General features: G+C 64.4%; 22 protein-coding genes. 13 read left to right on the top strand and 9 right to left on the bottom strand.

Translation table 11 applies throughout. The annotated features are described in order from the left end of the window. Both GSQ79_RS17800 and GSQ79_RS17795 read right to left on the bottom strand, forming a co-directional pair. On the bottom strand, positions 1–427 hold a 427-nt coding region (locus GSQ79_RS17800; protein ID WP_256379036.1), incomplete at its 3' end, for a rhodanese-like domain-containing protein. A gap of 30 nt (positions 428–457) precedes the next feature. Beyond that, entirely contained in the window at positions 458–1,489 is a 1,032-nt protein-coding gene (locus GSQ79_RS17795; RefSeq protein ID WP_158810016.1) for a cysteine synthase A, read from the bottom strand. Between the two features lie 119 nt (positions 1,490–1,608). Here GSQ79_RS17795 and GSQ79_RS17790 point away from each other — a divergent pair, with 119 nt between their 5' ends. Continuing rightward, positions 1,609–2,379 carry an SDR family NAD(P)-dependent oxidoreductase gene (locus GSQ79_RS17790; protein ID WP_158810015.1) on the top strand — a complete coding sequence of 257 codons (771 nt, stop codon included), beginning with the start codon at positions 1,609–1,611 and terminating at the stop codon, positions 2,377–2,379. A gap of 7 nt (positions 2,380–2,386) precedes the next feature. On the opposite strand, the gene GSQ79_RS17785 is transcribed toward GSQ79_RS17790, so the two are convergent. Together GSQ79_RS17785 and GSQ79_RS17780 are read right to left on the bottom strand one after the other, a co-directional pair. Further along, positions 2,387–3,850, bottom strand: a complete 1,464-nt coding sequence (locus GSQ79_RS17785; protein ID WP_158810014.1) for a deoxyribodipyrimidine photo-lyase — start codon at positions 3,848–3,850, stop codon at positions 2,387–2,389. An 87-nt stretch (positions 3,851–3,937) separates the two neighbouring features. Then, positions 3,938–4,951, bottom strand: a complete 1,014-nt coding sequence (locus tag GSQ79_RS17780) for a hypothetical protein (protein WP_158810013.1) — start codon at positions 4,949–4,951, stop codon at positions 3,938–3,940. Between the two features lie 216 nt (positions 4,952–5,167). Here GSQ79_RS17780 and GSQ79_RS17775 point away from each other — a divergent pair, with 216 nt between their 5' ends. Beyond that, the gene (locus tag GSQ79_RS17775; RefSeq protein ID WP_158810012.1) at positions 5,168–5,764 is read left to right on the top strand and encodes a superoxide dismutase; all 597 of its coding nucleotides are present in this window, start codon (positions 5,168–5,170) and stop codon (positions 5,762–5,764) included. Here the strand turns inward: GSQ79_RS17775 and GSQ79_RS17770 are convergent. After that, positions 5,761–6,642 carry a ChbG/HpnK family deacetylase gene (locus GSQ79_RS17770; RefSeq protein ID WP_246725412.1) on the bottom strand — a complete coding sequence of 294 codons (882 nt, stop codon included), beginning with the start codon at positions 6,640–6,642 and terminating at the stop codon, positions 5,761–5,763. The genes GSQ79_RS17775 and GSQ79_RS17770 overlap by 4 nt on opposite strands. A gap of 184 nt (positions 6,643–6,826) precedes the next feature. Here GSQ79_RS17770 and GSQ79_RS17765 point away from each other — a divergent pair, with 184 nt between their 5' ends. Both GSQ79_RS17765 and murJ read left to right on the top strand, forming a co-directional pair. After that, positions 6,827–7,864, top strand: coding sequence for a glycosyltransferase family 2 protein (locus tag GSQ79_RS17765; RefSeq protein ID WP_158810011.1), 1,038 nt, complete (start codon positions 6,827–6,829; stop codon positions 7,862–7,864). Next, the gene (murJ, locus tag GSQ79_RS17760) at positions 7,857–9,452 is read left to right on the top strand and encodes a murein biosynthesis integral membrane protein MurJ (RefSeq protein WP_158810010.1); all 1,596 of its coding nucleotides are present in this window, start codon (positions 7,857–7,859) and stop codon (positions 9,450–9,452) included. The genes GSQ79_RS17765 and murJ overlap by 8 nt, the downstream gene beginning before the upstream one ends. Here the strand turns inward: murJ and GSQ79_RS17755 are convergent. Continuing rightward, entirely contained in the window at positions 9,446–10,828 is a 1,383-nt protein-coding gene (locus GSQ79_RS17755) for a M20/M25/M40 family metallo-hydrolase (RefSeq protein WP_158810009.1), read from the bottom strand. The genes murJ and GSQ79_RS17755 overlap by 7 nt on opposite strands. Positions 10,829–10,923: 95 nt before the next feature. Between GSQ79_RS17755 and GSQ79_RS17750 the strand changes: the two genes are divergently transcribed. Both GSQ79_RS17750 and GSQ79_RS17745 read left to right on the top strand, forming a co-directional pair. Next, positions 10,924–11,262, top strand: a complete 339-nt coding sequence (locus GSQ79_RS17750) for a DUF1491 family protein (RefSeq protein ID WP_158810008.1) — start codon at positions 10,924–10,926, stop codon at positions 11,260–11,262. Positions 11,263–11,475: 213 nt separating this feature from the next. Further along, the gene (locus tag GSQ79_RS17745; RefSeq protein WP_158810007.1) at positions 11,476–11,685 is read left to right on the top strand and encodes a hypothetical protein; all 210 of its coding nucleotides are present in this window, start codon (positions 11,476–11,478) and stop codon (positions 11,683–11,685) included. 4 nt (positions 11,686–11,689) lie between these two features. Here the strand turns inward: GSQ79_RS17745 and GSQ79_RS17740 are convergent, their stop codons facing one another. The 3 genes from GSQ79_RS17740 to GSQ79_RS17730 all read right to left on the bottom strand — a co-directional run bounded on the left by GSQ79_RS17740 (position 11,690) and on the right by GSQ79_RS17730 (position 15,217). Beyond that, entirely contained in the window at positions 11,690–12,265 is a 576-nt protein-coding gene (locus GSQ79_RS17740; RefSeq protein WP_158810006.1) for a hypothetical protein, read from the bottom strand. Continuing rightward, positions 12,265–12,837 carry a DUF1214 domain-containing protein gene (locus tag GSQ79_RS17735; protein WP_246725411.1) on the bottom strand — a complete coding sequence of 191 codons (573 nt, stop codon included), beginning with the start codon at positions 12,835–12,837 and terminating at the stop codon, positions 12,265–12,267. Before GSQ79_RS17735 ends, GSQ79_RS17740 begins: the two co-directional genes overlap by 1 nt. A 76-nt stretch (positions 12,838–12,913) precedes the next feature. After that, the gene (locus GSQ79_RS17730) at positions 12,914–15,217 is read right to left on the bottom strand and encodes a transglycosylase domain-containing protein (RefSeq protein ID WP_158810005.1); all 2,304 of its coding nucleotides are present in this window, start codon (positions 15,215–15,217) and stop codon (positions 12,914–12,916) included. Between the two features lie 193 nt (positions 15,218–15,410). Between GSQ79_RS17730 and GSQ79_RS17725 the strand changes: the two genes are divergently transcribed. From GSQ79_RS17725 to ccmE, 7 genes are all read left to right on the top strand, one after another. Next, positions 15,411–15,878, top strand: coding sequence for a YcgN family cysteine cluster protein (locus GSQ79_RS17725; protein ID WP_246725410.1), 468 nt, complete (start codon positions 15,411–15,413; stop codon positions 15,876–15,878). A gap of 125 nt (positions 15,879–16,003) precedes the next feature. Then, the gene (locus GSQ79_RS17720) at positions 16,004–16,447 is read left to right on the top strand and encodes a PepSY domain-containing protein (protein WP_158810003.1); all 444 of its coding nucleotides are present in this window, start codon (positions 16,004–16,006) and stop codon (positions 16,445–16,447) included. A 33-nt stretch (positions 16,448–16,480) separates the two neighbouring features. Then, positions 16,481–17,191, top strand: a complete 711-nt coding sequence (locus GSQ79_RS17715; RefSeq protein ID WP_158810002.1) for a response regulator transcription factor — start codon at positions 16,481–16,483, stop codon at positions 17,189–17,191. A gap of 8 nt (positions 17,192–17,199) precedes the next feature. Next, positions 17,200–18,597 carry a sensor histidine kinase gene (locus tag GSQ79_RS17710; RefSeq protein WP_158810001.1) on the top strand — a complete coding sequence of 466 codons (1,398 nt, stop codon included), beginning with the start codon at positions 17,200–17,202 and terminating at the stop codon, positions 18,595–18,597. 89 nt (positions 18,598–18,686) lie between these two features. Continuing rightward, on the top strand, positions 18,687–19,142 hold the full coding sequence (locus GSQ79_RS17705; protein WP_158810000.1) for a Fur family transcriptional regulator: 456 nt from the start codon (positions 18,687–18,689) through the stop codon (positions 19,140–19,142). 114 nt (positions 19,143–19,256) lie between these two features. Beyond that, positions 19,257–20,405, top strand: a complete 1,149-nt coding sequence (ccmI, locus tag GSQ79_RS17700; RefSeq protein WP_256379035.1) for a c-type cytochrome biogenesis protein CcmI — start codon at positions 19,257–19,259, stop codon at positions 20,403–20,405. Positions 20,406–20,411: 6 nt separating this feature from the next. Next, positions 20,412–20,891, top strand: coding sequence for a cytochrome c maturation protein CcmE (gene ccmE, locus GSQ79_RS17695; protein ID WP_158809999.1), 480 nt, complete (start codon positions 20,412–20,414; stop codon positions 20,889–20,891). Positions 20,892–20,922: the final 31 nt, after the last annotated feature.

The raw sequence follows: 20,922 nt of genomic DNA, 5'->3' as shown, positions 1-20,922 counted from the left end.
CTGTCGCGGGGCGCGTCGATGCCCCCGTTTCCACCGGGTATCCACTGCCCGTCCAGGCCGCGAGCCCGCCCTCCAGGAGATGCACGTCTTTCGCGCCATAGTGATTGAACATCCACCACACACGGGCGCCCCCGATAAGGTGCGTGGAATCATAGATGACGATCGTCATGTCATCGCCAATCCCCAACGCGCCGACCTTTGCAGCAAAAGTTTCGGCATCCGGCAGCATGTGGGGAAGGCTGCTTGTGGGATCGGCGATCGTGTCGACGTCGAAGCGCACGGCGCCCGGGATATGGGCGGCACGGAACTCCGTGTCCGCATCCTTGCCCTCGTCAGGCAAGAAGAAGCTGCCATCGACCGCAATGACGTCGGCATCGGCGAGGTGATCCGACAGCCACGCCGGAGTGACGAAGGTGTTTTTTGCCATGGTTAGCCTCATGAACTGGCGTTGCAAGGTCTAGACGTAGCCGGGATCGATGCTCGGAGGATGACCGAGCCAGCCGGGGACGGGCAGGTGCTTTTCCCGCAGGAACGTCGGGTTGAACAGTTTGGACTGGTAGCGCGCGCCGCCGTCGCAGAGGATCGTCACGATGGTGTGACCCGGCCCCAGGTCACGGGCGAGAAGGATGGCGCCGGCGACGTTGATGCCCGAAGAGCCGCCAAGAAGAAGCCCTTCATGCTCGGCCAGGTCGAAGACGATCGGCAAGGCGTCTTCGTCGGTCACGCGGAAGGCGCGATCGATCGGCGCATCGACTAGATTGGCAGTGATCCGGCCCTGGCCGATGCCCTCGGTGATCGAGGAGCCTTCCGCGTGCAGCGCGCCATTCTTGTAGAATTCGTAGAGGGCAGACCCCATCGGGTCGGTGATCGCAATCTGGATCGCGGGGTTCTCCGCCTTCAGCGCCATCGCGACGCCCGCCAGCGTCCCGCCGGTCCCGACCGCGCAGGTGAAGCCATCGATCTTGCCGCCGGTCTGCCGCCAGATCTCCGGGCCGGTCGTCAGCCGATGACCCTCGCGGTTCGCGACATTGTCGAACTGGTTGGCCCAGATCGCGCCGTTCGGCAGCTCCTTGGCGAGCCGCTCGGCGAGGCGACCGGAGAGATGCACGTAGTTGTTCGGGTTGGAATAGGGGACGGCCGGAACCTCGATCAGCTCCGCGCCCTGCAGGCGCAGCATGTCCTTCTTTTCCTGGCTTTGCGTGTCGGGAATGACGATCACCGTCTTGAAGCCGAGCGCGTTGGCGACCAGGGCGATACCGATCCCGGTATTGCCGGCCGTGCCTTCGACGATCGTGCCGCCGGGCTTCAGCACGCCACGGGCGATCGCATCGTGGATGATGGCGAGACCGGCGCGGTCCTTGACCGACCCGCCGGGGTTCATGAATTCGGCTTTGCCCAGAATGGTGCATCCCGTCGTCGCGGACGCATGCTGCAGTTTGATCAGAGGCGTGTTGCCGATCGCATCGACGACGGAGATCACTGGGTCCATGGTGCTTTCGCGAAGGTGAGCGCCGCACGGGCGACGTGACACGGGTCGGGATACTTATACTGCTTCGGGCGGAACAGGTTTCCCTATCCGCGATCTTTCAAAGGGAAATTTTCTCAACGATGTTTCGCGCGAAAGCACAAGACGGCATCGTCTGGATCACCGGCGCCAGCGCTGGCATCGGCCGCGCGGTGGCGCTGCATCTGGCCGGGCTGGGCTATCATGTCGCCGTGACGGCGCGCCGGGCGGCAGACCTCGAGGCGCTGGCGCTGGAAGCACCAGACCGCATCTTCGCCTTTCCCGGCGACATCACCGATCGCGCCGCGATGGCCCGCATCGTCGCGGCGATCGAGGCAACGCACGGCCCGATCGCCCTCGCCTTGCTCAACGCCGGCGTCTACCACACGGAGGAGCGCAAAGGCTTCGACGTCGACGTGGTGTGGCGCACGATCGAGACCAATCTCGGCGGCGCCATCTACGGGCTCGGGCCTTTGCTGGAGGCCATGCTACCGCGCGGCCGCGGGCAGATCGCGCTGGTCGGGTCGCTGGCCGGTTATCGCGGCATTCCCGGTTCGCTCGCCTATGGCGCCTCGAAATCCGCGCTGATCTACGTGGCCGAAGCGCTGAAGCTCACGTACCAGCAGGCTGGCCTGACGATTCAGATCGTCAATCCCGGTTTCGTCCGCACGGCGATGACCGGAGCCAACGACTACGACATGCCTCTGATGATGGAGGTAGATCAGGCTGCACGATGCATCTGCGACGGGCTCGCGCGCGGCGGCTTCGAGATCACCTTTCCGAAGCGTTTGGCCTGGGCGGTCAAGGTCGCGAGCCTGCTGCCGCACGCGCTGTTCTTTCCAGTGATGGCCTGGGCGACGCGACGGGCGCGGTAGCAGGTCGCTACCCCTTGACCTTTTCGTAAGCCGCTAAAGCCCGCGCACGGCCTGTGGCGTGATCCACGATGGGCTTCGGATAGGTCTTGCCAAGTTCGACACCCGCCGCCGCTAATACGCTTCTGTCTGCCTTCCAAGGCTCGTGGATCGCAGCCTTCGGCAGCTTCGCTAGTTCCGGCACGTGCGCCTTCACGTACTCTCCGTCAGGATCGAATTTTTGGCCCTGCAGCACCGGATTGAAAATCCGGAAGAACGGCGAGGCGTCGGCACCGGAGCCTGCCACCCACTGCCAGTTCATGGTGTTGTTGGCGGGATCGGCATCGCAGAGACAATCCCAGAACCACTTTTCGCCGATCCGCCAATCGCACATCAGATGCTTGATGAGGAATGAGGCGGTGATCATCCGCACGCGGTTGTGCATGTAGCCGGTAGCCCAGAGCTCGCGCATGCCGGCATCGACGACGGGATAGCCGGTCTGGCCTTTCTTCCAGGCGTCGAGCTCGGCCTTGGGCACGTCGCGCCAAGGCATCCTGTCGAACTGCCGGTGCAGGTTCACCTCGGCAACGTCGGGGTGATAAAACATCACGTGGTAGTCGAATTCGCGCCAGCCGATCTCCGCCACGAACTTCTTGGTGCCGTCCCGGGTGTGCGGCTCCTTCTTCGCCGCGGCCTCGGCCGCATGCACGATCTGGCGTGGCGAGATCTCGCCGAAGCGCAGATGCGCGGAGAGGTGCGAGGTTCCCTTCACCGACAGCAGGTTGCGCTCGTGCTCGTAGCGGGAAAGGTCGCCATCGAGAAAATCGGTCAGCCGCGCGTGCGCGCCCGCCTCACCTGGCGTCCAGGCGTCAAGCCATCCCGCGGCCCAGTCAGGCTTGACGGGCAGCAGGCCGAGTTGCTTGAGGCTGACACGCTTTGGCCCACCCGCCGGGTAGGGCGCGGCCTTAAGCTTGCGCGGCGCGGGCAGCGGCTCCGACGTGTCGCCCAGGGCGATCGCGGCCTTCCAATACGGCGTGTAGACGCCATAGCTGCCCCCGGTTTTCGTCTTGATTTCCCAGGGCTCGTGGATCAGGCGGCCATTGAAGCTCTCGACGTGGCGGTCGCCGCTGGCGACGGCCGTCTTGATCGCCTCGTCGTGCTTGATCGCGGCGCCGCCGTAACGCCGATTCCAGAACACCGCGCCAGCGTTGCTCGCGTCCGCGAGCGCCGGGGTGATGGTGCCGGACCGGCCCTGAAAAAGGTCGAGCCGGCCTCCGTGCTTTTCCAGGTCCTTGGCCAGCGCTTCCAGCGAATGGTGCAGCCACCAGAGTGATGCCGCGCCCAGGGCCCGCAGACCGTTATCGTCCTCGAGGACGAAGGCGCAAAGAATCGGCGCGCCCCGCTCTATCGCTGCGTGGAGCGCGGGATTGTCGGCAAGCCTGAGGTCGCTGCGGAACCAGACAAGGGAAGGGGCGGCGGTGTCGTGCTTCGTCATGATCTCGGAACGTCGGAGAAGAGGGCTTCAGCCTCTAACGCGCCAAACCGACATTCGCACCGGGGCATCGCGTCGCGATGCCGGGCCTTAGGCTGTGCTCTCGATAAATGCCTTCAGCTCGGTCATGGAGTTGAACCGATAGACGCCGGCCTCCGATTGCGCCTCGATCGAGCCGTCCGCATACATGACATAGGACGTGCCATCCGCCTCATAGCGGCCGATCACGGTTGAGGTTGCTGCCGGCGGTGGCGGCGGTTCGTGCCGGGCAGGTTCCGGGACGTGAAACGCGTGTTGCGGATCGGGTTCCGCTACGGCCACGGCCGAGGCCGGTTCAGCATGGACCAACGTATCCTCGGCGGGCACGAGCGCTGCTTCGTGCGGATGCGGCGGCGCGCCGGATGGACCAGGCGGCGGTTCGTTGTCGAGGGCGGAGAAGGCGCGGTCGAGCCAGTCGTCCATCGCCGGTCCTTCCGGCTCTTCGACGGGCTTCGGCTCGGGCAGCGGCGGCGCTGGCTGTCTCTTGAAGTTGATCTTGAAGCGGGATTTTTCCGCGACCGGTTCGGGATGAGGCCCCGGAGATTCGACAGGATCAGGCTCCGAAGCCTGCTCTAACGGGGCTAGATCGCCTGTCGGGAGACTTCGCGAATGTTCAAAAATGTCGGCGACGGGGAGCGAGCGAACCTTCGGACGCTCGGCGGGCGCGCCGAATGGCCGTTCGGCTTCGATCGCAGGTTCGGGCTGTGCGAGAATGGCAGCCAGCATGTCGCTTTCGAGTTCGGCCGTCATCAAAGAGGTCGGCTCGCCGACAGGAGGCGCAAGAGAAGGTTCGTCGGCGGTGCGGGCATCGAAATCGTGCGCGACGGCGATGTCGACCGGAAGCTCCGGCACAGCCGCGCGGCTCGCGAGCATCGGGCGCAGATCGAGAAGTGTCTTGAGGATCAGGCCGAGCGCGATCGTGACGACGCCGCCGGTCAACGCCGTTGCGCCGGCGATCACGCCGGTCCAACCACGCTCCACCTCCACGATGCCTGCGCCGTGGTAGATCGACAGAGCACCGCCGATCGACAGGATCGCGCCGAGCGCAAGCACGATATAGGCCATTGAACCTCTTTCGCGCCCAAAAACACCGAGCGCGGCACGCATTGACTGTGACAATCTAGCTGTAAATCCTCTGTCTTGCAAAAACCGTAAGATCGAACGGGTTTTCAAATGGTTTGACCGGGTCCCGTTGCCGGTTGCGCCGTCGCCCTCTAATTAGAGCACGAGCAGCACGGCGACCCGGTGGGTCATCGGCTGTGTTTGCCAAGGAGCTTGTACATGACGTTCACTCTGCCGCCCCTACCATATGCTTATGATGCCCTGCAGCCTTACATGTCCAAGGAAACATTGGAGTTTCACCACGACAAGCACCATCAGGCCTATGTCACGGCCGGTAACAACCTGCTGAAGGACAGCGGGCTCGAAGGCAAGTCGCTCGAGGAGATCGTCAAGGAATCCTACGGTAAGAACGCCGGCCTCTTCAACAATGCGGGCCAGCATTACAATCACACCCATTTCTGGAAATGGATGAAGCCGAACGGCGGCGGCGCGGTGCCCGGTTCTGTCGAAAAGGGCATTACCGATGCCTTCGGCTCGCTCGACGCATTCAAGGAGCAGTTCGTCCAGGCCGGCGTGACGCAGTTCGGCTCCGGTTGGGCCTGGCTGGTCGTCAAGGACGGGAAGCTTGAGATCGCCAAGACGCCGAACGGCGAGAATCCGCTGGTCCACGGCGGCGTGCCGATTCTCGGCGTCGACGTCTGGGAGCATTCCTACTACATCGATTACCGCAACCGCCGCCCCGACTACATCAAGGCCTTCCTCGATCATCTCGTGAACTGGGAATACGTGGAAGAGCTGTATTCGAAGGCCGCTTAAGTCACCTCAACGCCCTTCTCCCGCTGCGGCGGGAGGAGGGAAAATCGCGCCAGTCTGGCGCCGCGATGGTCGAGACAGTCCTGAAAGGCCGGCGACAGCAGGAACGCGAGTTCCCGTTCGCGGCTTTCGGTGACGGGATCGATCGCGCGCAGCGCGTCGTCGACGTAACCGGGATGGCACATAACGAGGTGCCGGGGCCCGGGCCTCTTGAGATAGCGCGAGAACGCGGCGCCATAATCTTCACCGGGACGAAAGTCCGAAAATCCTGCGAATCCATCGTTCGTGGCATAGCCGCCCGCCTTGGCCGCCCCGGCGGCCCCACGCGCCAACCACGCCAGACCGAGTGCCTTCTTCAGCGTCGTGCCCCTGGCCAGGATCCGCAACGGGTGGTCCGCACTGTCGCGCAGCCAGATCTTTCCGCGCCACCCGCGGCGGTCGAGGTGGCGCAGCACGAGGTCGCGAATCGGTGGAAACACCTGAACATGCTGATGGCCGTCGAGATGATCGGGTGGGCCGCCCCAGACTGACGAAAAGGTGTCGAGCTGGCGTCCGATTTCCAGGTCGATCTCGGCCAAAGGAAGGGCGCCCCCGCGCATGAACCGGTCGATCGGCGGCAGCCGATTGCCCGGTGCCAGATTCGGCATCGGCCCGAGCGGAGCACCGCTCGTCAGGTTGAGGTGCAGCCCGATGTCGGCCCGTTCGGCATAGGGCCGCAGCGCCGCGGCGCTTTCCGGCCACCACGGCGATGTCGTTATGACGCTCGTCCCGCTCAGCGTACCAGCGTCGAGCGCTTCAAGAATGCCGCGGCTGACCGCGGGCGTCATCGCGTAATCGTCGGCGCAAAGTGCGAAGGAAAAGGATTTTTGGGCATCCGCCAAGCTTAAGGTCCTTGAAAGGCAGGCATGTCAGGTAAGGCCCGCGTCAGGCAGAGTGTTATCCCTGTGCGAAATTCCATCCGGTGTGGAAAGACGCTAAAGCTGATATCGGCGTGAAGGCTTCATGCGAGACGCGACACGTCTTGCGCTTATGCGGTGCCCGGCGCCGGCGCTCAAGGGGTTCTGAATGACAGGCGATGCCGCACAAGACGTGCGAACGGAACTTTCGGTCGTCATTCCCGTGCTGAACGAGGCGGAGAATATCGGGCCGTTGCTCGCCAGGCTCGTGCCGATCCTGATGCGCTGCGTCACCTCCTACGAGATCATCTTCATCGACGACGGCTCGACGGACGATACGATGTTGGCGATCCATCGCGCCAACATGGCGGATCGCAATGTCGGCTGCGTCTCGTTCAGCCGCAACTTCGGCAAGGAAGTCGCCATTGCCGCCGGTCTCGACCATGCGAGCGGCGCTGCCACCGTGATCATCGATGCCGATCTTCAGCACCCGCCAGAAATGATTGAGGAGTTCGTCGCGCGCTGGCGTGAAGGCTACAAAAACGTCTACGGCCAGCGCGTCGATCGCAGTGACGACAGCCCCCTGCGCCGCGCGCTGACGCAACGATTCTACAAGATCTTTGGCTCCGTCGGCGAAACCACCTTGCCCGAAGGCGCCGGCGACTTCCGCCTGCTCGATGCGCAGGCCGTCGCCGCGCTGCGTACGCTGCGCGAGCGGGCGCGCTTTAACAAAGGTCTCTATGCCTGGATCGGGTTCAAGTCGATCGGCGTGCCCTTCGAAGTGGAGACCCGGGCACACGGCGTATCGAAATTCAGCTACCGCAAGCTGACGCGATTCGCGCTCGACGGCCTGATGTCGTTTTCCACGCTTCCGTTGATGGTGTGGACCTACATCGGCACCGCGATCTCGATCGTTGCGCTGACGACGGCGATCTATTTTGTCGGTGAAACCCTCTTTTTCGGTACGGATGTGCCCGGCTTCGCCTCGCTGATCGTGTCCGTGACCTTCCTCGCCGGCGTCCAATTGCTCTCGCTCGGCGTCATCGGCGAGTACATCGGGCGCATCTTCGCCGAGGTGAAGCGCCGGCCGCTGTATCTTGTCCAGGAGCGGGTCGGTCCGATCGGGCAGGGCATCGACGAAGGCCTCGATATATCCACGGCGCAGACCCTCATCATCGGACAGGACATTCGCCGCGGCCATGTATAGGTCGCTCTTCTCGGTCGGCGGCTTCACGCTCCTCTCGCGAGGAACGGGCTTTCTGCGCGACATCATGCTCGGCACCTTTCTCGGTGCCGGTCTGTTGGCCGATGCCTTTCTCGTGGCGCTGCGACTGCCCAACCATTTTCGCGCGATCTTCGGCGAGGGCGCCTTCAACGCGGCCTACGTCCCGACCTACGCGCATATCCTGGAGACGGAAGGCCGCGAGCCGGCGCATCGCTTCTCCAGCCAGATCTTTACGATGCTGCTGGCCTCACAGATCGTGCTTCTGGCCATGGCGTGGGTGGCGATGCCCTATGTCGTCGACCTGCTGGCACCGGGCTTCCGCGACAATCCGGAAAAATTCGCGCTCGCCGTGACGATGACGCGGATCACCTTTCCCTACCTGCTCTTCATCACCATCAACACGCTGCAGCAGGGCACGCTGAATGCCAACGGCTACTTTGCCGCCGCCGCGTTTGCGCCGGTGCTGCTCAACGTGACGACGATCGCCTTTGTCGCGGCCTATGCGATATTTCCCAACGCCGGGATCGCGGCAAGCTGGGGGACGGTGGTCTCCGGCCTGCTCCAGGTGATGATGACGGGCTACGCCGCCTGGCGCGCCGGCATTCTGGAACATCTCGTCCGGCCAGAGATGACGGCCGAGGTGAAGCGATTCTTTGGCCGCCTGGGGCCGGCGATCATCGGATCGGCCGGGCCGCAGATCGCGGTCTTCGCCGACACGATCATCGCCTCGATGTTGCCGACCGGCGGCCTGTCCTCGGTCTATTACGCCGACCGCATGTACCAGCTGCCGATCGGCGTCATTGGCATCGCCGCTGGTACGGTGCTGCTGCCGGAGATGGCCCGCCGGCTTGCCGCGGGCGACCGCACCGGCGCCTATCACGCGCAGAACCGAACGATGGCTCTGTCGTTGGCGCTGACCGCGCCGTTCTTCGTCGCCTTCATCATGATCCCGGAGTGGATCATGCGGGCCGTCTTCAACCATGGCGCCTTCACGGGCCAGGCGGCCGATGCCTCGGCGGCGGTGCTGGAAGCCTACGGATTCGGCCTGATGGCGGTCGTGCTGACCCGCTCCGCGGTCGCGAGTTTTCAGGCCAAAGGGGACACGCGCACGCCGATGATCGTGACCCTGGCGTCCTACGCGCTGAATGTCGGGTTGAAGCTGCTGCTGTTTCGCTCGTTCGGCGCCGTCGGCCTGGCCGCGGCGACGGCGGCCGGATACTGGCTCAACCTGTTGCTGCTCGTCGGCATCGCGGTCCATCGCGGCGACATGAAACCGGACGTGTTTCTCGGGCGCACGGCGGCCGCGGTTTCGATCGCCTCGGGTGTGCTGGCGGTCTTCGCCCTGCTCGGGCCGGGGCCGCTGTGGGCGCTGTTCGGCATGATCGGGCGGTTTCAGGTCGAAGGCACGTTCCTCACGCTCGGCGCGCTGGGCGCGGGGGTCTACGCGGCGGTGCTGCTCTTCGCGCTACATGCCTATGGCATCGCCCTGCCGCTGCCGGACCGGGCGAAGCGGGCTTTAGGAGCGCTGCCCTTCTTCGGTGCGCGGGTGAAGAGCCCCCTGCGCTACTGACTAAGCGCTGTCAAAATCCGCGCCCATGAGCGGGCGCCTTTGTGAAACGACGACATTTCGTACTTTTCGTTCGGCGAGTGGATACGATCGTCTTCCAGCGAAAAACCGACCATCAGCGTGTCCATTTTTAAGTCTTTCTTGAACGATCCGACGATCGGGATCGAGCCGCCGCAGCCGGCGAGCACAGGTTCCTTGCCCCACTCGACCTGCAGCGCGCGACGCGTCCGGTTCAGCGCCTCCGAGGTGAAGGGCAGGGCGATGGCGCCGGAGGCGCCGTGCGAGATGAACTCAGCGTGGCAGTCCGCGGGCAGCCGCTCGATGACGAACGCGCGAAAATTTTTGGCCACCTCGTCCGGTTTCTGATTGGCGACGAGGCGGAACGAGAACTTGGCGCTGGCCTGGGCCGGCAGAACCGTCTTCGAGCCCTTGGCGGTGTAGCCGCCGACGATCCCGTTGATCTCGCAGGTCGGCCGCGACCACAGCATTTCCAGAACGCTGCGGCCGTGTTCGCCGGCCGGCACCGAGAGGCCGACGTCGCCCAGGAATTTTGCGCCATCGAACCGAAGCTCGTGCCATTGGTCGGCAATCTCGTTCGGCAGTTCGATGACGTCGTCGTAGAATTCCGGGATGGTGATGCGGCCGGTGTCGTCGTGCAGCTCCGCGATAATCTTCGCGAGCACGCGGATCGGGTTGATCGCCGGGCCGCCGAACATGCCGGAGTGCAGGTCGCGGTTCGGTCCGTGGATCACCACCTCCTCGAGCACCATGCCGCGCAGCATGGTGGTGATGGCTGGCGTAGACTTGTCCCACATCAACGTATCGCAGACGAGCGCCATGTCGGCGCGGAGTTCGGTCTTGTTGGCGGCGAGGAAGGCCGGCAGCGATGGCGATCCCGTCTCCTCCTCGCCTTCCAGCAGGATTGTTATGTGGCACGGCAGTTCGCCGGTCTCGCGAAACGCGCGGCAGGCCTCGACGAAGGTCATCAGCTGGCCCTTGTCGTCGGCGGTGCCGCGGCCGACGAGCTGCCGTCCGGCCAGTGTCTCGACGATGCGCGGCTCGAAGGGCGGCGTCGTCCAGAGCTCGAGCGGATCGGCCGGCTGGACGTCATAGTGGCCGTAGAACAGAACGTGCGGCACGTCGGGCCGCGCCGCCTTGGCATGGCCGACAACCATCGGCAGGCCCTCGGTCTCGCGGACGCTGGCCTCGAAGCCGAGGCTCGTCAGTTCCGCCGCGGCCCAGGCAGCGGCCCGGTGGCAGTCGTTATTGAAGGCCGGGTCGGTGGAAACCGAGGGAATCTTGATGAATTCGAACAGACGGGCCACGGCCGCGTCGAGATTCTGATCGATCTTGGCGAGAACCGAATCGAGCGAAGCCATGGGCCTGTCCTTCACTTGCTTTGCGCGGGCATTCCCGCTTTGTGGCCTTCCCTTTATCGCGGCGCCCCCTCGCCGCAAAGCGATGGAATGACGCGATGCGCCTGCGAGCCGATTTCTGGGTGGCCGCTCACATCCGGCGCTGCGAGGTGGAAGGCGCCTCGGCCTACCTTCGACGCCGCGGCTCGCCAGAAGCCGGGGCGATCATCGTCAAGCTCGACAAGCTGGACGGAGAGACTGCGTTATTTGGCGTCGCCGCCTCGACCGAGTCGGACCGCGGCTTGGATCGGCGTTTCATCCGCCTGCACAAGGAACTGTGGATCGATCCGCCAGACGCCGAGGCGCGTCTCAAGCGGGAAATCGGTTTCGATCCCGACCTTTGGATCGTCGAGATCGAGGATCGTCACGGCCGATCCTTTCTCGATCTCGCTGGCTGAACGAGAAAGCGCGAGTGTTTTCAGGGACGTCGAGTCCGAAAATCGCGTCGTACGACACTTTATTGACGCTGCGGCGCGTCCCGTTAAGCTTGATGTAACCTTTTTACAACGTGTAAAAACAAGTCCCGATTTGTTGGGGTTTTGTTAACCGCGAACCGGTGAAATCAATTTCGCGGCATAAACGTGCCTGAAAGGTTTTCACGGAGTCAGCAGGTGGGTGATCTCATCGTCATGACGCGCCCGAATTCTTCCGTTCGGCGCGAAGTTCCTCAGCAGGGGAGCGCAAGCGTTCTGTTCTTCACGGGCGTCCGTTACACCCGGGTCGCCGACGTCGATCCGGCTCTGGCCAGCGTGACGCCGCCGCGCCGGGCGACCAAGCCGCGGCGGGGCCCGAACAAGAATGGCGACATGAAACGCGCCTAAACGCTTACGGAGCCGCCAGCGGCTCCGGGCGACAGTCGATGGCCTTGATCCGGGCTTCTGCCTCCTGCCTGTCGCCGGGTCGTGCGACGAGCGCGGTGGCCACAATGAGCCCTTTCGGCGCCGGCGCCTTGAGCCGCAGTTCGGACGGCAGGCCTTGTTCCTCGTCGTCGCCGGCTTCGACCTGCTGCAGCTGGCTTTCCGTCACCAATCTGATGTCAATCGTGTCGTGCAATGCCGCTCGGTCGGTCATCGCGTAAAAAATCCGACCCTCCCGCGTGCGGAACGACAGCGTCAGCAGCCGGCCCGCCTCGACACGAGCCTTCAGCCGCACCGGCGTTTTTCCCACATCGAAGAAGCATAGGCCTTGGACCGTCGCAGGGTCGAGGAATGGAATCACCGTGCCATCCGGCCCGCTCGACGGCAGCAGCACCATGTGATCAACCCCACCCTGCGCCGCCAGCCGATCGAAAGCATCGCGGGTCGCGACCTTCGGCAGGATGAGGATTGCCGTGAAATGGGTGAGCCCCGCCACGAGAAGCGTTGCAAGAAGCCAGGGCAGCACGCCGATGAGCCGGTTCATCAATGGCACCGAAGCTTCTGGATCCGCGGCAATGTCGCAGCATCGAACGTCGATCCGACGGCACTGAGACCTGTATCGTAGAGACGCAGGGCGAGGACGTAGGGCATCGGTTTGCCGATCGGCAGCCAATTGCCGCTTCGCGCCTCCGTCGCCACGGTGATCAGGACGGGTTCCCGATTTTGCCGCAGGACCTCGGCCGAGGTGAACGCGTAGCGTTGCGCTGCATTGGGGATCGAAAAGCCATCCGGCGTCAGGGCGCCAAGAGTCCAGAATCGGGCCGCGGGCATCGCGCCCGTGACGGCATAGTCGCACTCGGGAGACAAGGGGCCGCCGGCGCTATCCGCCGTCGCCACGAAGCTCAGGCCTTCGGCGGCTCCGAGCGGCAGCGTTCCCGAGCGATTGATGCTGGCCAAGGTGTAGGGATCGACATCGGTCGTCCCCTCCCGCGGCGACCCGCGCCAGGGGCCCGCCACAAGGCCGCGGGTCGCGGGACTGAGGGAGACGATGGTCACGAGAAGGCCGAGCATGACGCCGACGGTGCCGGCGGCGACGATTTTCAACAGGGTCGCCACTCGGTCCCGCTCCCGCGCGTGAAGATCTCAACGATCAGCGTGGATTAGACCGGATCGCCACGCAGTGAAACAAATCTCAGCGGAGATTGATGATGCGGACGCCGTTCGACTGATCCACGCGGGCGACCGACCTTCCATCGAGGTCGGCCTTCGTTACCGTCCGACCCATACGCACGATCTGAATCGACGATTCGATCGCCCCGAGCGCCTCGGTCGTGTTCTTGGACAGCGTGGCGGGTCGAATATTGGGTTCGGCCGGGGTGGCATTGTCACTCGGCGGCACCGCGGCGACCCTGACGCCCGGGGTCGAGAGCGGAACGCCGAAGATCGGCTTCGGATCGACGTTTTGGTGCGCGTAGGTCATGATCTCGTGCCACGTCGCAGCCGGTAGCGTACCGCCCGTCATGTCCTTCATCGGACTGTCGTCGTCGTTGCCGAACCACACGGCTGCGACGTAATTGCCGGTGAATCCGTCGAACCACGCGTCCTTGTAGCCGTTTGTCGTGCCGGTCTTGCCGGCCGCCTCGTGGTTCTCGAGTGCCGCGCGTCGACCGGTGCCGCCCAGCACGTTCTGATGCAGCATCCAGTTGAGTTCGGCGACGGCCTTGGCATCGACCACCTGCTGCGGCGCAGGCGCGTCGCGGTCATGGCGATAGATGATGTCGCCGCGCCCGTTGCTGATCGAAATGGCAGCGTAGGGAATGACCCGCTTGCCGCCGTTGGCGAAGCCGGCATAGGCCGACGCCATCTCCATGACGTTGACGTCGTCGGCGCCAAGCGGCAGCGACACGGTATCCTCCAAGGGGGTCGTCACCCCGAGCCGCTTGGCCGTGGCAATGATTTTGGCGCGGCCGGATTTTGCACGGGAAAAGACGTTGCTGGCGCCGGGCACAGCGTCTCCGACCTCGATCGACAGCCGGATGGCGACCGTGTTCAGCGACTTCATCAGCGCGGTAACCAGCGGGATCTGGCCGGCAGACTCGTTCTTGAAGTTATGCGGGCAGTAGTTGCCGATGCACAGCGAGGCGCCGCTGATCATCGTCGAGGGGTGAAAACGCCCCGACATCAGCGCTGTCAGATAGACGAACGGCTTGAACGACGATCCCGGCTGACGAAGCGCATCGGTGGCACGGTTGAACTGGCTGCCGCCGTAGTCGCGGCCGCCGACGATGGTGCGGACGGCGCCGGTTGGGTCCATGATGACGGTCGCGGCCTGCTTGGCGTGGTAGGCCGGACCGAATTCGCGCAGCTGGTTCTCGATCGTTTCTTCCGAATGGCGCTGGATATTCGGGTCAAGCGCCAGGCGTACGGTGAGCACGCGTTCGTCGCCGAACTTGCCGGCGGCGGCCATGCCCTTGATCTCGTTAAAGGCCCAGTCGAGGTACCAGTCCGGACTCGACCCGCGCTGGCGATCCACGGGCGTCGCCGGATTGCGCTGCGCCGCATAGATCTGCCCCGCCGAGAGGTAGCCGGCATCGACCATATTGTTGAGCACGTCGTTGGCGCGGGCGCGCGCCGCGGGCAGGTTGATGTGCGGCGCGTATTTCGTCGGCGCCTTGAACAGGCCGGCGACCATGGCCGCCTCGGGCAGGGAGAGGTCGCGGACGGACTTGCCGAAATAGAATTCGGACGCCGCCTGGACCCCGAAGGTGCCGGCGCCGAGATAGGCGCGGTCGAGGTAGAGGCCGAGGATTTGCCGCTTGCTGAGATGCGACTCGAGCCACAGCGCGAGGAAGGCCTCGTTGACCTTGCGCTCGACGGTGCGCTCGTTGGAAAGGAACAGGTTCTTGGCCAGCTGCTGGGTCAGCGAGGAGCCGCCCTGCACCACGCCGCTGGCGCGGGTGTTGACCGCAAGCGCTCGCATGGTGCCGATGATGTCGATGCCGAAATGATCGAAGAACCGGCGGTCCTCGGTCGATATGACGGCCTGAATCAAATTCCTCGGTAGTTCGTCGAATGGGACGGCGTCGTCATGGCGGATGCCGCGGCGTCCGACCTCCTGACCGAAGCGATCGAGGAAGGTGACGGCGAGATCCTGTTTTTTCAGCCAGTCGTCCGAGGTCTGCTGGAATGCCGGAACCGCAAGGGCGAGCGCGAGAATGCCGCCGAACACGCCGAGGGTCAGCCCTTCGCACGCCAGTTCCACGCCGACCCGCTTCAGGCCCGAGACATGGAAGCGGTCCATGAACATCGCGAAGGCTTCGAAGCCGGCCTTGCCGTTCTGGCCGCTCTCGTAGATGGAGGAATCGATCCAGCCGTCCAGGGCGAGCATCGCATCGGACATGCGCCGTGCGAACCGTGACGCGCGCAGGCTCTTCAGCCAGCGTCCGTCGCGCAGGGCCTCGGACCATTTTTCGAACACGCTTGGCCGCTCTCTCATCGTGTCGGCGTTTCCATCCGCGGGCTTTCGTCGCCATGTCTTGACGAGGGCGGCGCCGAAGAGCAAGTCGACTTTAACCCGCTCTCAACCATCTTTTCCGCACTGCTAGCTCAGGGCAATCCTTATGCCGCACGATCCGTCTCAAATTGAGACAAACATCCAGATTGCCGCGACGCCTGACGACGTTAATGCGATGCCGGATGATAGGCCGTTCTGGCAGACCAAGACGCTTGAGGCGATGACCCCGACGGAGTGGGAGAGCCTGTGTGACCGCTGCGGCAAATGCTGTCTCGTCAAACTCGAGGATGAAGACACCGGCCAGATCTTCCTCACCGATATCGGCTGTAAGCTGTTCGATGCCGGGGCCTGCGCCTGTTCCAACTATCCGGCACGTCGCAAAAAGGTCCGAGACTGTATCAAGCTGACGCCGATGTCGGTCCGTGCGATCGGCTGGCTGCCTCGGACGTGCGGCTACAGACTCGTGGCGGAGGGACGTCCGCTCGAAGCCTGGCATCCCCTGATTTCGGGTTCGTCGGACACAGTGCACGAGGCCGGCATCTCCGTCCGCGGGCGCACCAACGGCAGCGAAAAAACGGTGAAGCTGGAAGACTATCCGCTGCACATCGTCGACTGGGAAGACGGCACGCCGGAGCCGATGTGACCGCGTCAACTCCGATGTGAGCGGCGAACGTCTTGCCATCGGTAGGCGTTTGATATTCCACTTGTCCCAAGCAATCGGAGGCTCCGTTCATGGGGCATTCATGGCCGAAGGATGACGCTCGGATCATGAAAATCGCGGCTTTGGTTCTCGTGGCGCTCGTCGGCGGTATCGCCTGCGCTCGCGCGGCTGATGCCATGCATCCGCCCTTGCCGCCGCTCGTGCGTCCATTGCCGCCACCGCCGATGATGCGTCCACCGCCGCCGCCGTTCGTCGAGGGCCCGCATCCTCATGTCGAAGCGATGCATCGTCCCGAGCCCGCGCGGATCCGGACCTGTTTCAATCCCGCCGAGACCCGAGAAAAGATCATTTCCCGTCGTTTAAGCGAGCCTTTCGGTCTGTTCCGCGGCGCCGCTGGCCGCGTGCAGGGCGAGGCGTTGCGGGCCAAGCTTTGTCGTTGGAACGAGGACTACGTCTACGAGATCGCGCTGCTGCGCCGTGACGGCCACATCATCCACGTCTACATCAACGCCACCAGCGGTCAGTCGCTTGGCGCCTTTAACGACCATTGATTTCACTACTCACTCGAACCAAGGGGCTAATTCGTGCGTCTGCTGGTCGTAGAAGACGATCTCGATCTCAATCGCCAGATTGTCCGGGCGTTGGAAGAGGCGGGCTATGTCGTCGATCGCGCCTATGACGGCGAGGAGGGTGCGTTCCTCGGCGAGACCGAGCCCTACGATGCGGTCATCCTCGACCTCGGCCTGCCAAAAAAGGATGGCATCTCGATCATCGGCGAGTGGCGCAAAGCTGGCCGGGTGATGCCGATCCTCATTCTGACGGCGCGGGATCGCTGGAGCGACAAGGTCAAGGGCTTCGACGCCGGTGCCGACGACTACGTCGCCAAGCCGTTCCACATGGAGGAGGTTCTGGCACGGGTTCGCGCTCTACTGCGTCGGGCGGCCGGCCATGCGACGAGCGAGCTCGTCTGCGGTCCGGTCCAGCTCGACACCCGCGCCAGCCGCGTGTCGGTCGACGGCAACGCGGTCAAGCTGACGTCGCACGAGTACCGGCTGCTGTCCTATCTCATGCACCACTCCGGGCGGGTGGTGTCGCGCAGCGAGATCGTCGACCACCTCTACGACCAGGATTTCGATCGCGACTCCAACACGATCGAGGTGTTCGTCGGACGTTTGCGGCGCAAGCTCGGCGTCGACATCATTCAGACCATGCGCGGGCTCGGCTATCTCGTGAACGCCGAGGGCCCCGCAGCGGACAAAAGCAAAGCCGGCACGGCCCCGATCGTCGGGCGATAGCGTCGCCGATGTTTGGCGATCCGCGAACACGCTCTCTCGCGACACGTCTCTTCATTTCGGCGACGGTTCTCAGCGTCACCATCCTGCTCATCGCCGGCTTGATCCTGACGGCCGTCTATCGCACGTCCGCCGAAGCCGCCTTCGACGAGCGGCTCGGCGTCTATCTTCGTGCACTGGTCGCCGATCTCGCCAGCGCGTCGCCGGGCGACGACGCCAAATCCGATCGCCCGGAGTCCGGGCAGCTCGCGGACCCGCAATTCGAACTTACCCTCTCCGGCTGGTATTGGCAGATCACCCGCCTCGACGGGCCCAAGCCCGACATCAAGGCGTCGCGCTCGCTGTTCGCCGCGCGTCTGCCGAGGCTTGCCGACAGCGGCGTGCCGGCTGAGCTCGGCGGGTCGCGCCGGGGCTATGCCAATGGGCCCGACGACCGACCGCTGCGCATCGTCGAGCGGATCATCGATACCGGCGACCAGGGCGTCTACCTCGTGCAGGTGGCTGCGACGACGGAGGAGATCGAGGCGCAGATGCTGCAGTTCGAAATCGATCTCACCATCACCTTCGCGATCCTTGCGGTCATGCTTGTGGGCTCTTCGGCGCTGCAGCTGCGCTACGGCCTGCAGCCGCTGCGGCGCCTGCAGGAGGGCGTGATCGCCATCCGCCGCGGCGACAATGAAAAGATCGAGGGCATCTTTCCGCGCGACATCGCGCCGCTCGCCGGCGAACTCAACCTGATGATCGAGGCCAACCGCGACGTCGTCGAGCGGGCGCGGACGCAGGTCGGCAATCTGGCGCATGCCTTGAAAACGCCGCTGAGCGTCATCGTCAACGAGGCGGCACGGGAGCAGGGCGGCTTCGCGGCGAAAGTCAGCGAGCAGGCGACGATGATGCGCGACCAGGTCGCCTATTATCTCGAGCGCGCCCGCGCCGCAGTCAGCGCCCGCAAGATCGGGAGCGCGACGGAAGTCGAACCTGTCGTCCGCGGCCTCGTGCGTACGTTCGAGAAGATCTATCACGACCGCGGCCTCGTTTTCGTCGAGGAGGGCGGCGCCGGCATCCGCTTTCTCGGCGAGAAGCAGGACCTCGAGGAGATGATCGGCAATCTCGTCGACAATGCCGGCAAGTGGGCGCAGAGCACGGTGTCGATCGGCATCAGCGGCGAGACCGACAAGATCTCCGAACGCGCCTACTTTAGGGTGACGATCGATGACGATGGACCCGGCCTCGATCCCGGTCTGCGGGCGGCGGCGATCAAGCGAGGACAGCGGCTCGACGAGTCGAAGCCTGGATCCGGCCTAGGTCTGTCCATCGTCGACGATCTCGCCAGGATTTATGGCGGGGCTTTCACCCTGGAGACCAGCCCGACATCGGGTTTGCGCGCCGAACTGCGCCTGCCGGCGAGCTGACCGTGCCGCTTCCACGGATGCGGCTATGGCGTTCGCGGATGGCGGCTATGCCGCTTCCCCGCGAGCGTCGGACTTGTTAAGGTGTAACGATGCAGACGACCCCCGGCCAACCCTGGATTTCGCAAGTCGAAGCGCTGTGCCTCAAGCGCGGGCTGCAGATGACGGCCCTTCGCCGCGAGGTTGCCGGTATTCTGGCGAGCTCAGACCAGCCGCTCGGCGCCTATGCGATCATCCAGAAGCTATCCGACATGCAGAGCCGCATCATCGCGCCGCCCACCGTCTATCGCACGCTGGATTTTCTCGTCGACAACGGCTTCGTCGTGAAGATCGAAAGCCGGCAGGCCTATATCGCCTGCGACCACCTCGGCCATGACCATGATCATCACGGCATCGTACTGTCATGCGTCAAGTGCGGCCGCAGCTCGGAGATCGACAGCGCGGCGATCGAGAAAGAGGTCGCGGCGATCGCCGTCGGCTGCGCCTTCAAGGTTGAGCGCAAGGTCTTCGAGATCGACGGCGTCTGCGCCGACTGTACAGTTGCCTGACCAACGGGTAGTCGGAAGCGACAACGAGCGGTCTTTCCATGCCCGGGCCTCGACGTTAAATTGTGAGAAGGCCGAGCGACGATCGGCCTCGGATGAGGCGGCCGGTGAACGCGTTTGATTAGTCTTTGGGTTCTTTTCGCCTTGTTGACCGGCGTCGCTGTGTTCAGCGTGCTCTGGCCGCTCTCGCGCGCGCTGGCGGCGACCGATCGCCGCGAGCTCGACGTCGCTTTCTACAAGGCTCAGGCGGCCGAGATCGAGCGCGACGCCTCGCGCGGCATTATCGGATCGGACGAGGCCGACGTTGCCAAGACGGAAGCGGCACGCCGGCTGATGGCCGCCGCCCAGCGCGATGGCGGCGCGGAAACCCGCTCGTCGCAATTCGCCGTGCGCCTCGTGGCCCTGGCGTCGTTGGTATTCGTCCCGGTGATGGCGCTTGCCCTCTATACCAAGGTCGGCAAGCCCGACCTTCCCGACATGCCGCTTGAGGCGCGCCTCGCCGTGCCGGCGCTGCAGATGGACATGGCGACCGCCATCGCCAAGATCGAGCGGCATCTCAGTGAAGAGCCCGGTGACGGCCGTGGCTATGAGGTGCTGGCGCCGACCTACATGCGGCTTGGCCGCGCCGACGACGCGGTGCGCGCCTACACCAAAGCGCTGGAGCTGCTCGGCCCGACTGCCGATCGCTATGCCGGTCTCGGCGAAGCCCAGGTTTACAGCGGCAGTGGGGTGGTGACCGCCGACGCCAAGCGCTCGTTCGAGAAGGCTTTTTCCCTCGACCCGACGTTGCCGCGCGCCAATTTCTATCTCGGTCTCTCCGCGCAGCAGGATGGCGACAAGCCGAAGGCTTTGGACATCTGGCGCAAGCTCGTCGCCGCCTCGCCGCCGGACGCGCCCTGGGTGCCGACGGTCAAGACGCGCATCGCCGATCTCGCCGGCGAGCCCTTGCCCGACTCCGCGCCGCCGATGGCGGGTGCCGGCCAGGCGGTCGATGGCCAGTCGAAGATGGCCGCCGCGATCCAGAAGCTTCCCGGCGATCAGCAGCAGGCGATGATCCATCGCATGGTCGATGGCCTCGCCGACCGCCTGAAGGAAAACGGTGCCGATCTCGACGGCTGGCTGCGACTTGTCCGCGCCTATCGCGTCCTCGACGAGCAAGATAAGGCAAAGGGCGCGCTGGCCGACGCGCGCCGCAATTTCGCCTCCGATACGGAAGCAAAGAAGCGCATCGACGCGCTGGCGCATGAACTCGGTCTCGAAGGGTAACGGGCGATGACCCGCAAGACACGACGACTGACCCTCATCGGCGCCGCGCTCGGCGTGTTCGGCGCAGCCGTAGGCCTCACTTTATTCGCGCTCAGCGATACCATCGTCTTCTTCTATGGCCCCAGCGAATATGCGCAGAAGGCGCCGATCCCCGGCACCCGGCTACGCATCGGCGGCCTGGTGAAGGCTGGAACCTTCGTCAAAGAAGGCAACCAGACCTTCGAGTTCGCCGTCACCGACACCCATCATGACGTGAAAGTCGCCTACACCGGCTTGCTGCCGGACCTGTTCCGCGAAGGGCAAGGGGCCGTCGTCGAAGGCGCCGTCGGCACCGACGGCATCTTCAAGGCCGACAGCGTGCTCGCCAAGCATGACGAGCGCTACATGCCGCGCGAGGTCGCTGACGCCCTGAAGAAACAGGGGGTGTGGAAGGAGGGGCAGGCGATGCCCGAGACCGCCGACACCAATGCGAGCGTCGTGAAATGATCGTCGAAACCGGCCACTTCGCCCTCGTCCT

The organism is Beijerinckia sp. L45, assembly GCF_009765775.1.
In the GTDB taxonomy this organism is placed as follows: Bacteria; Pseudomonadota; Alphaproteobacteria; order Rhizobiales; family Beijerinckiaceae; genus RH-AL1.
The sequence above is the reverse complement of the archived record's forward strand: the minus strand, read 5'-3'. Positions and strand labels throughout refer to the sequence as shown.

Bases quoted from the DNA above. Each gene is read 5' to 3' on its own strand.
- GSQ79_RS17795 (WP_158810016.1), bottom strand. From the start codon at position 1,489: ATGGACCCAGTGATCTCCGTCGTCGATGCGATCGGCAACACGCCTCTG.
- GSQ79_RS17790 (WP_158810015.1), top strand. From the start codon at position 1,609: ATGTTTCGCGCGAAAGCACAAGACGGCATCGTCTGGATCACCGGCGCC.
- GSQ79_RS17785 (WP_158810014.1), bottom strand. From the start codon at position 3,850: ATGACGAAGCACGACACCGCCGCCCCTTCCCTTGTCTGGTTCCGCAGC.
- GSQ79_RS17780 (WP_158810013.1), bottom strand. From the start codon at position 4,951: ATGGCCTATATCGTGCTTGCGCTCGGCGCGATCCTGTCGATCGGCGGT.
- GSQ79_RS17775 (WP_158810012.1), top strand. From the start codon at position 5,168: ATGACGTTCACTCTGCCGCCCCTACCATATGCTTATGATGCCCTGCAG.
- GSQ79_RS17765 (WP_158810011.1), top strand. From the start codon at position 6,827: ATGACAGGCGATGCCGCACAAGACGTGCGAACGGAACTTTCGGTCGTC.
- murJ (WP_158810010.1), top strand. From the start codon at position 7,857: ATGTATAGGTCGCTCTTCTCGGTCGGCGGCTTCACGCTCCTCTCGCGA.
- GSQ79_RS17755 (WP_158810009.1), bottom strand. From the start codon at position 10,828: ATGGCTTCGCTCGATTCGGTTCTCGCCAAGATCGATCAGAATCTCGAC.
- GSQ79_RS17750 (WP_158810008.1), top strand. From the start codon at position 10,924: ATGCGCCTGCGAGCCGATTTCTGGGTGGCCGCTCACATCCGGCGCTGC.
- GSQ79_RS17740 (WP_158810006.1), bottom strand. From the start codon at position 12,265: ATGAACCGGCTCATCGGCGTGCTGCCCTGGCTTCTTGCAACGCTTCTC.
- GSQ79_RS17730 (WP_158810005.1), bottom strand. From the start codon at position 15,217: ATGAGAGAGCGGCCAAGCGTGTTCGAAAAATGGTCCGAGGCCCTGCGC.
- GSQ79_RS17725 (WP_246725410.1), top strand. From the start codon at position 15,411: ATGCCGGATGATAGGCCGTTCTGGCAGACCAAGACGCTTGAGGCGATG.
- GSQ79_RS17720 (WP_158810003.1), top strand. From the start codon at position 16,004: ATGAAAATCGCGGCTTTGGTTCTCGTGGCGCTCGTCGGCGGTATCGCC.
- GSQ79_RS17710 (WP_158810001.1), top strand. From the start codon at position 17,200: ATGTTTGGCGATCCGCGAACACGCTCTCTCGCGACACGTCTCTTCATT.
- GSQ79_RS17705 (WP_158810000.1), top strand. From the start codon at position 18,687: ATGCAGACGACCCCCGGCCAACCCTGGATTTCGCAAGTCGAAGCGCTG.
- ccmE (WP_158809999.1), top strand. From the start codon at position 20,412: ATGACCCGCAAGACACGACGACTGACCCTCATCGGCGCCGCGCTCGGC.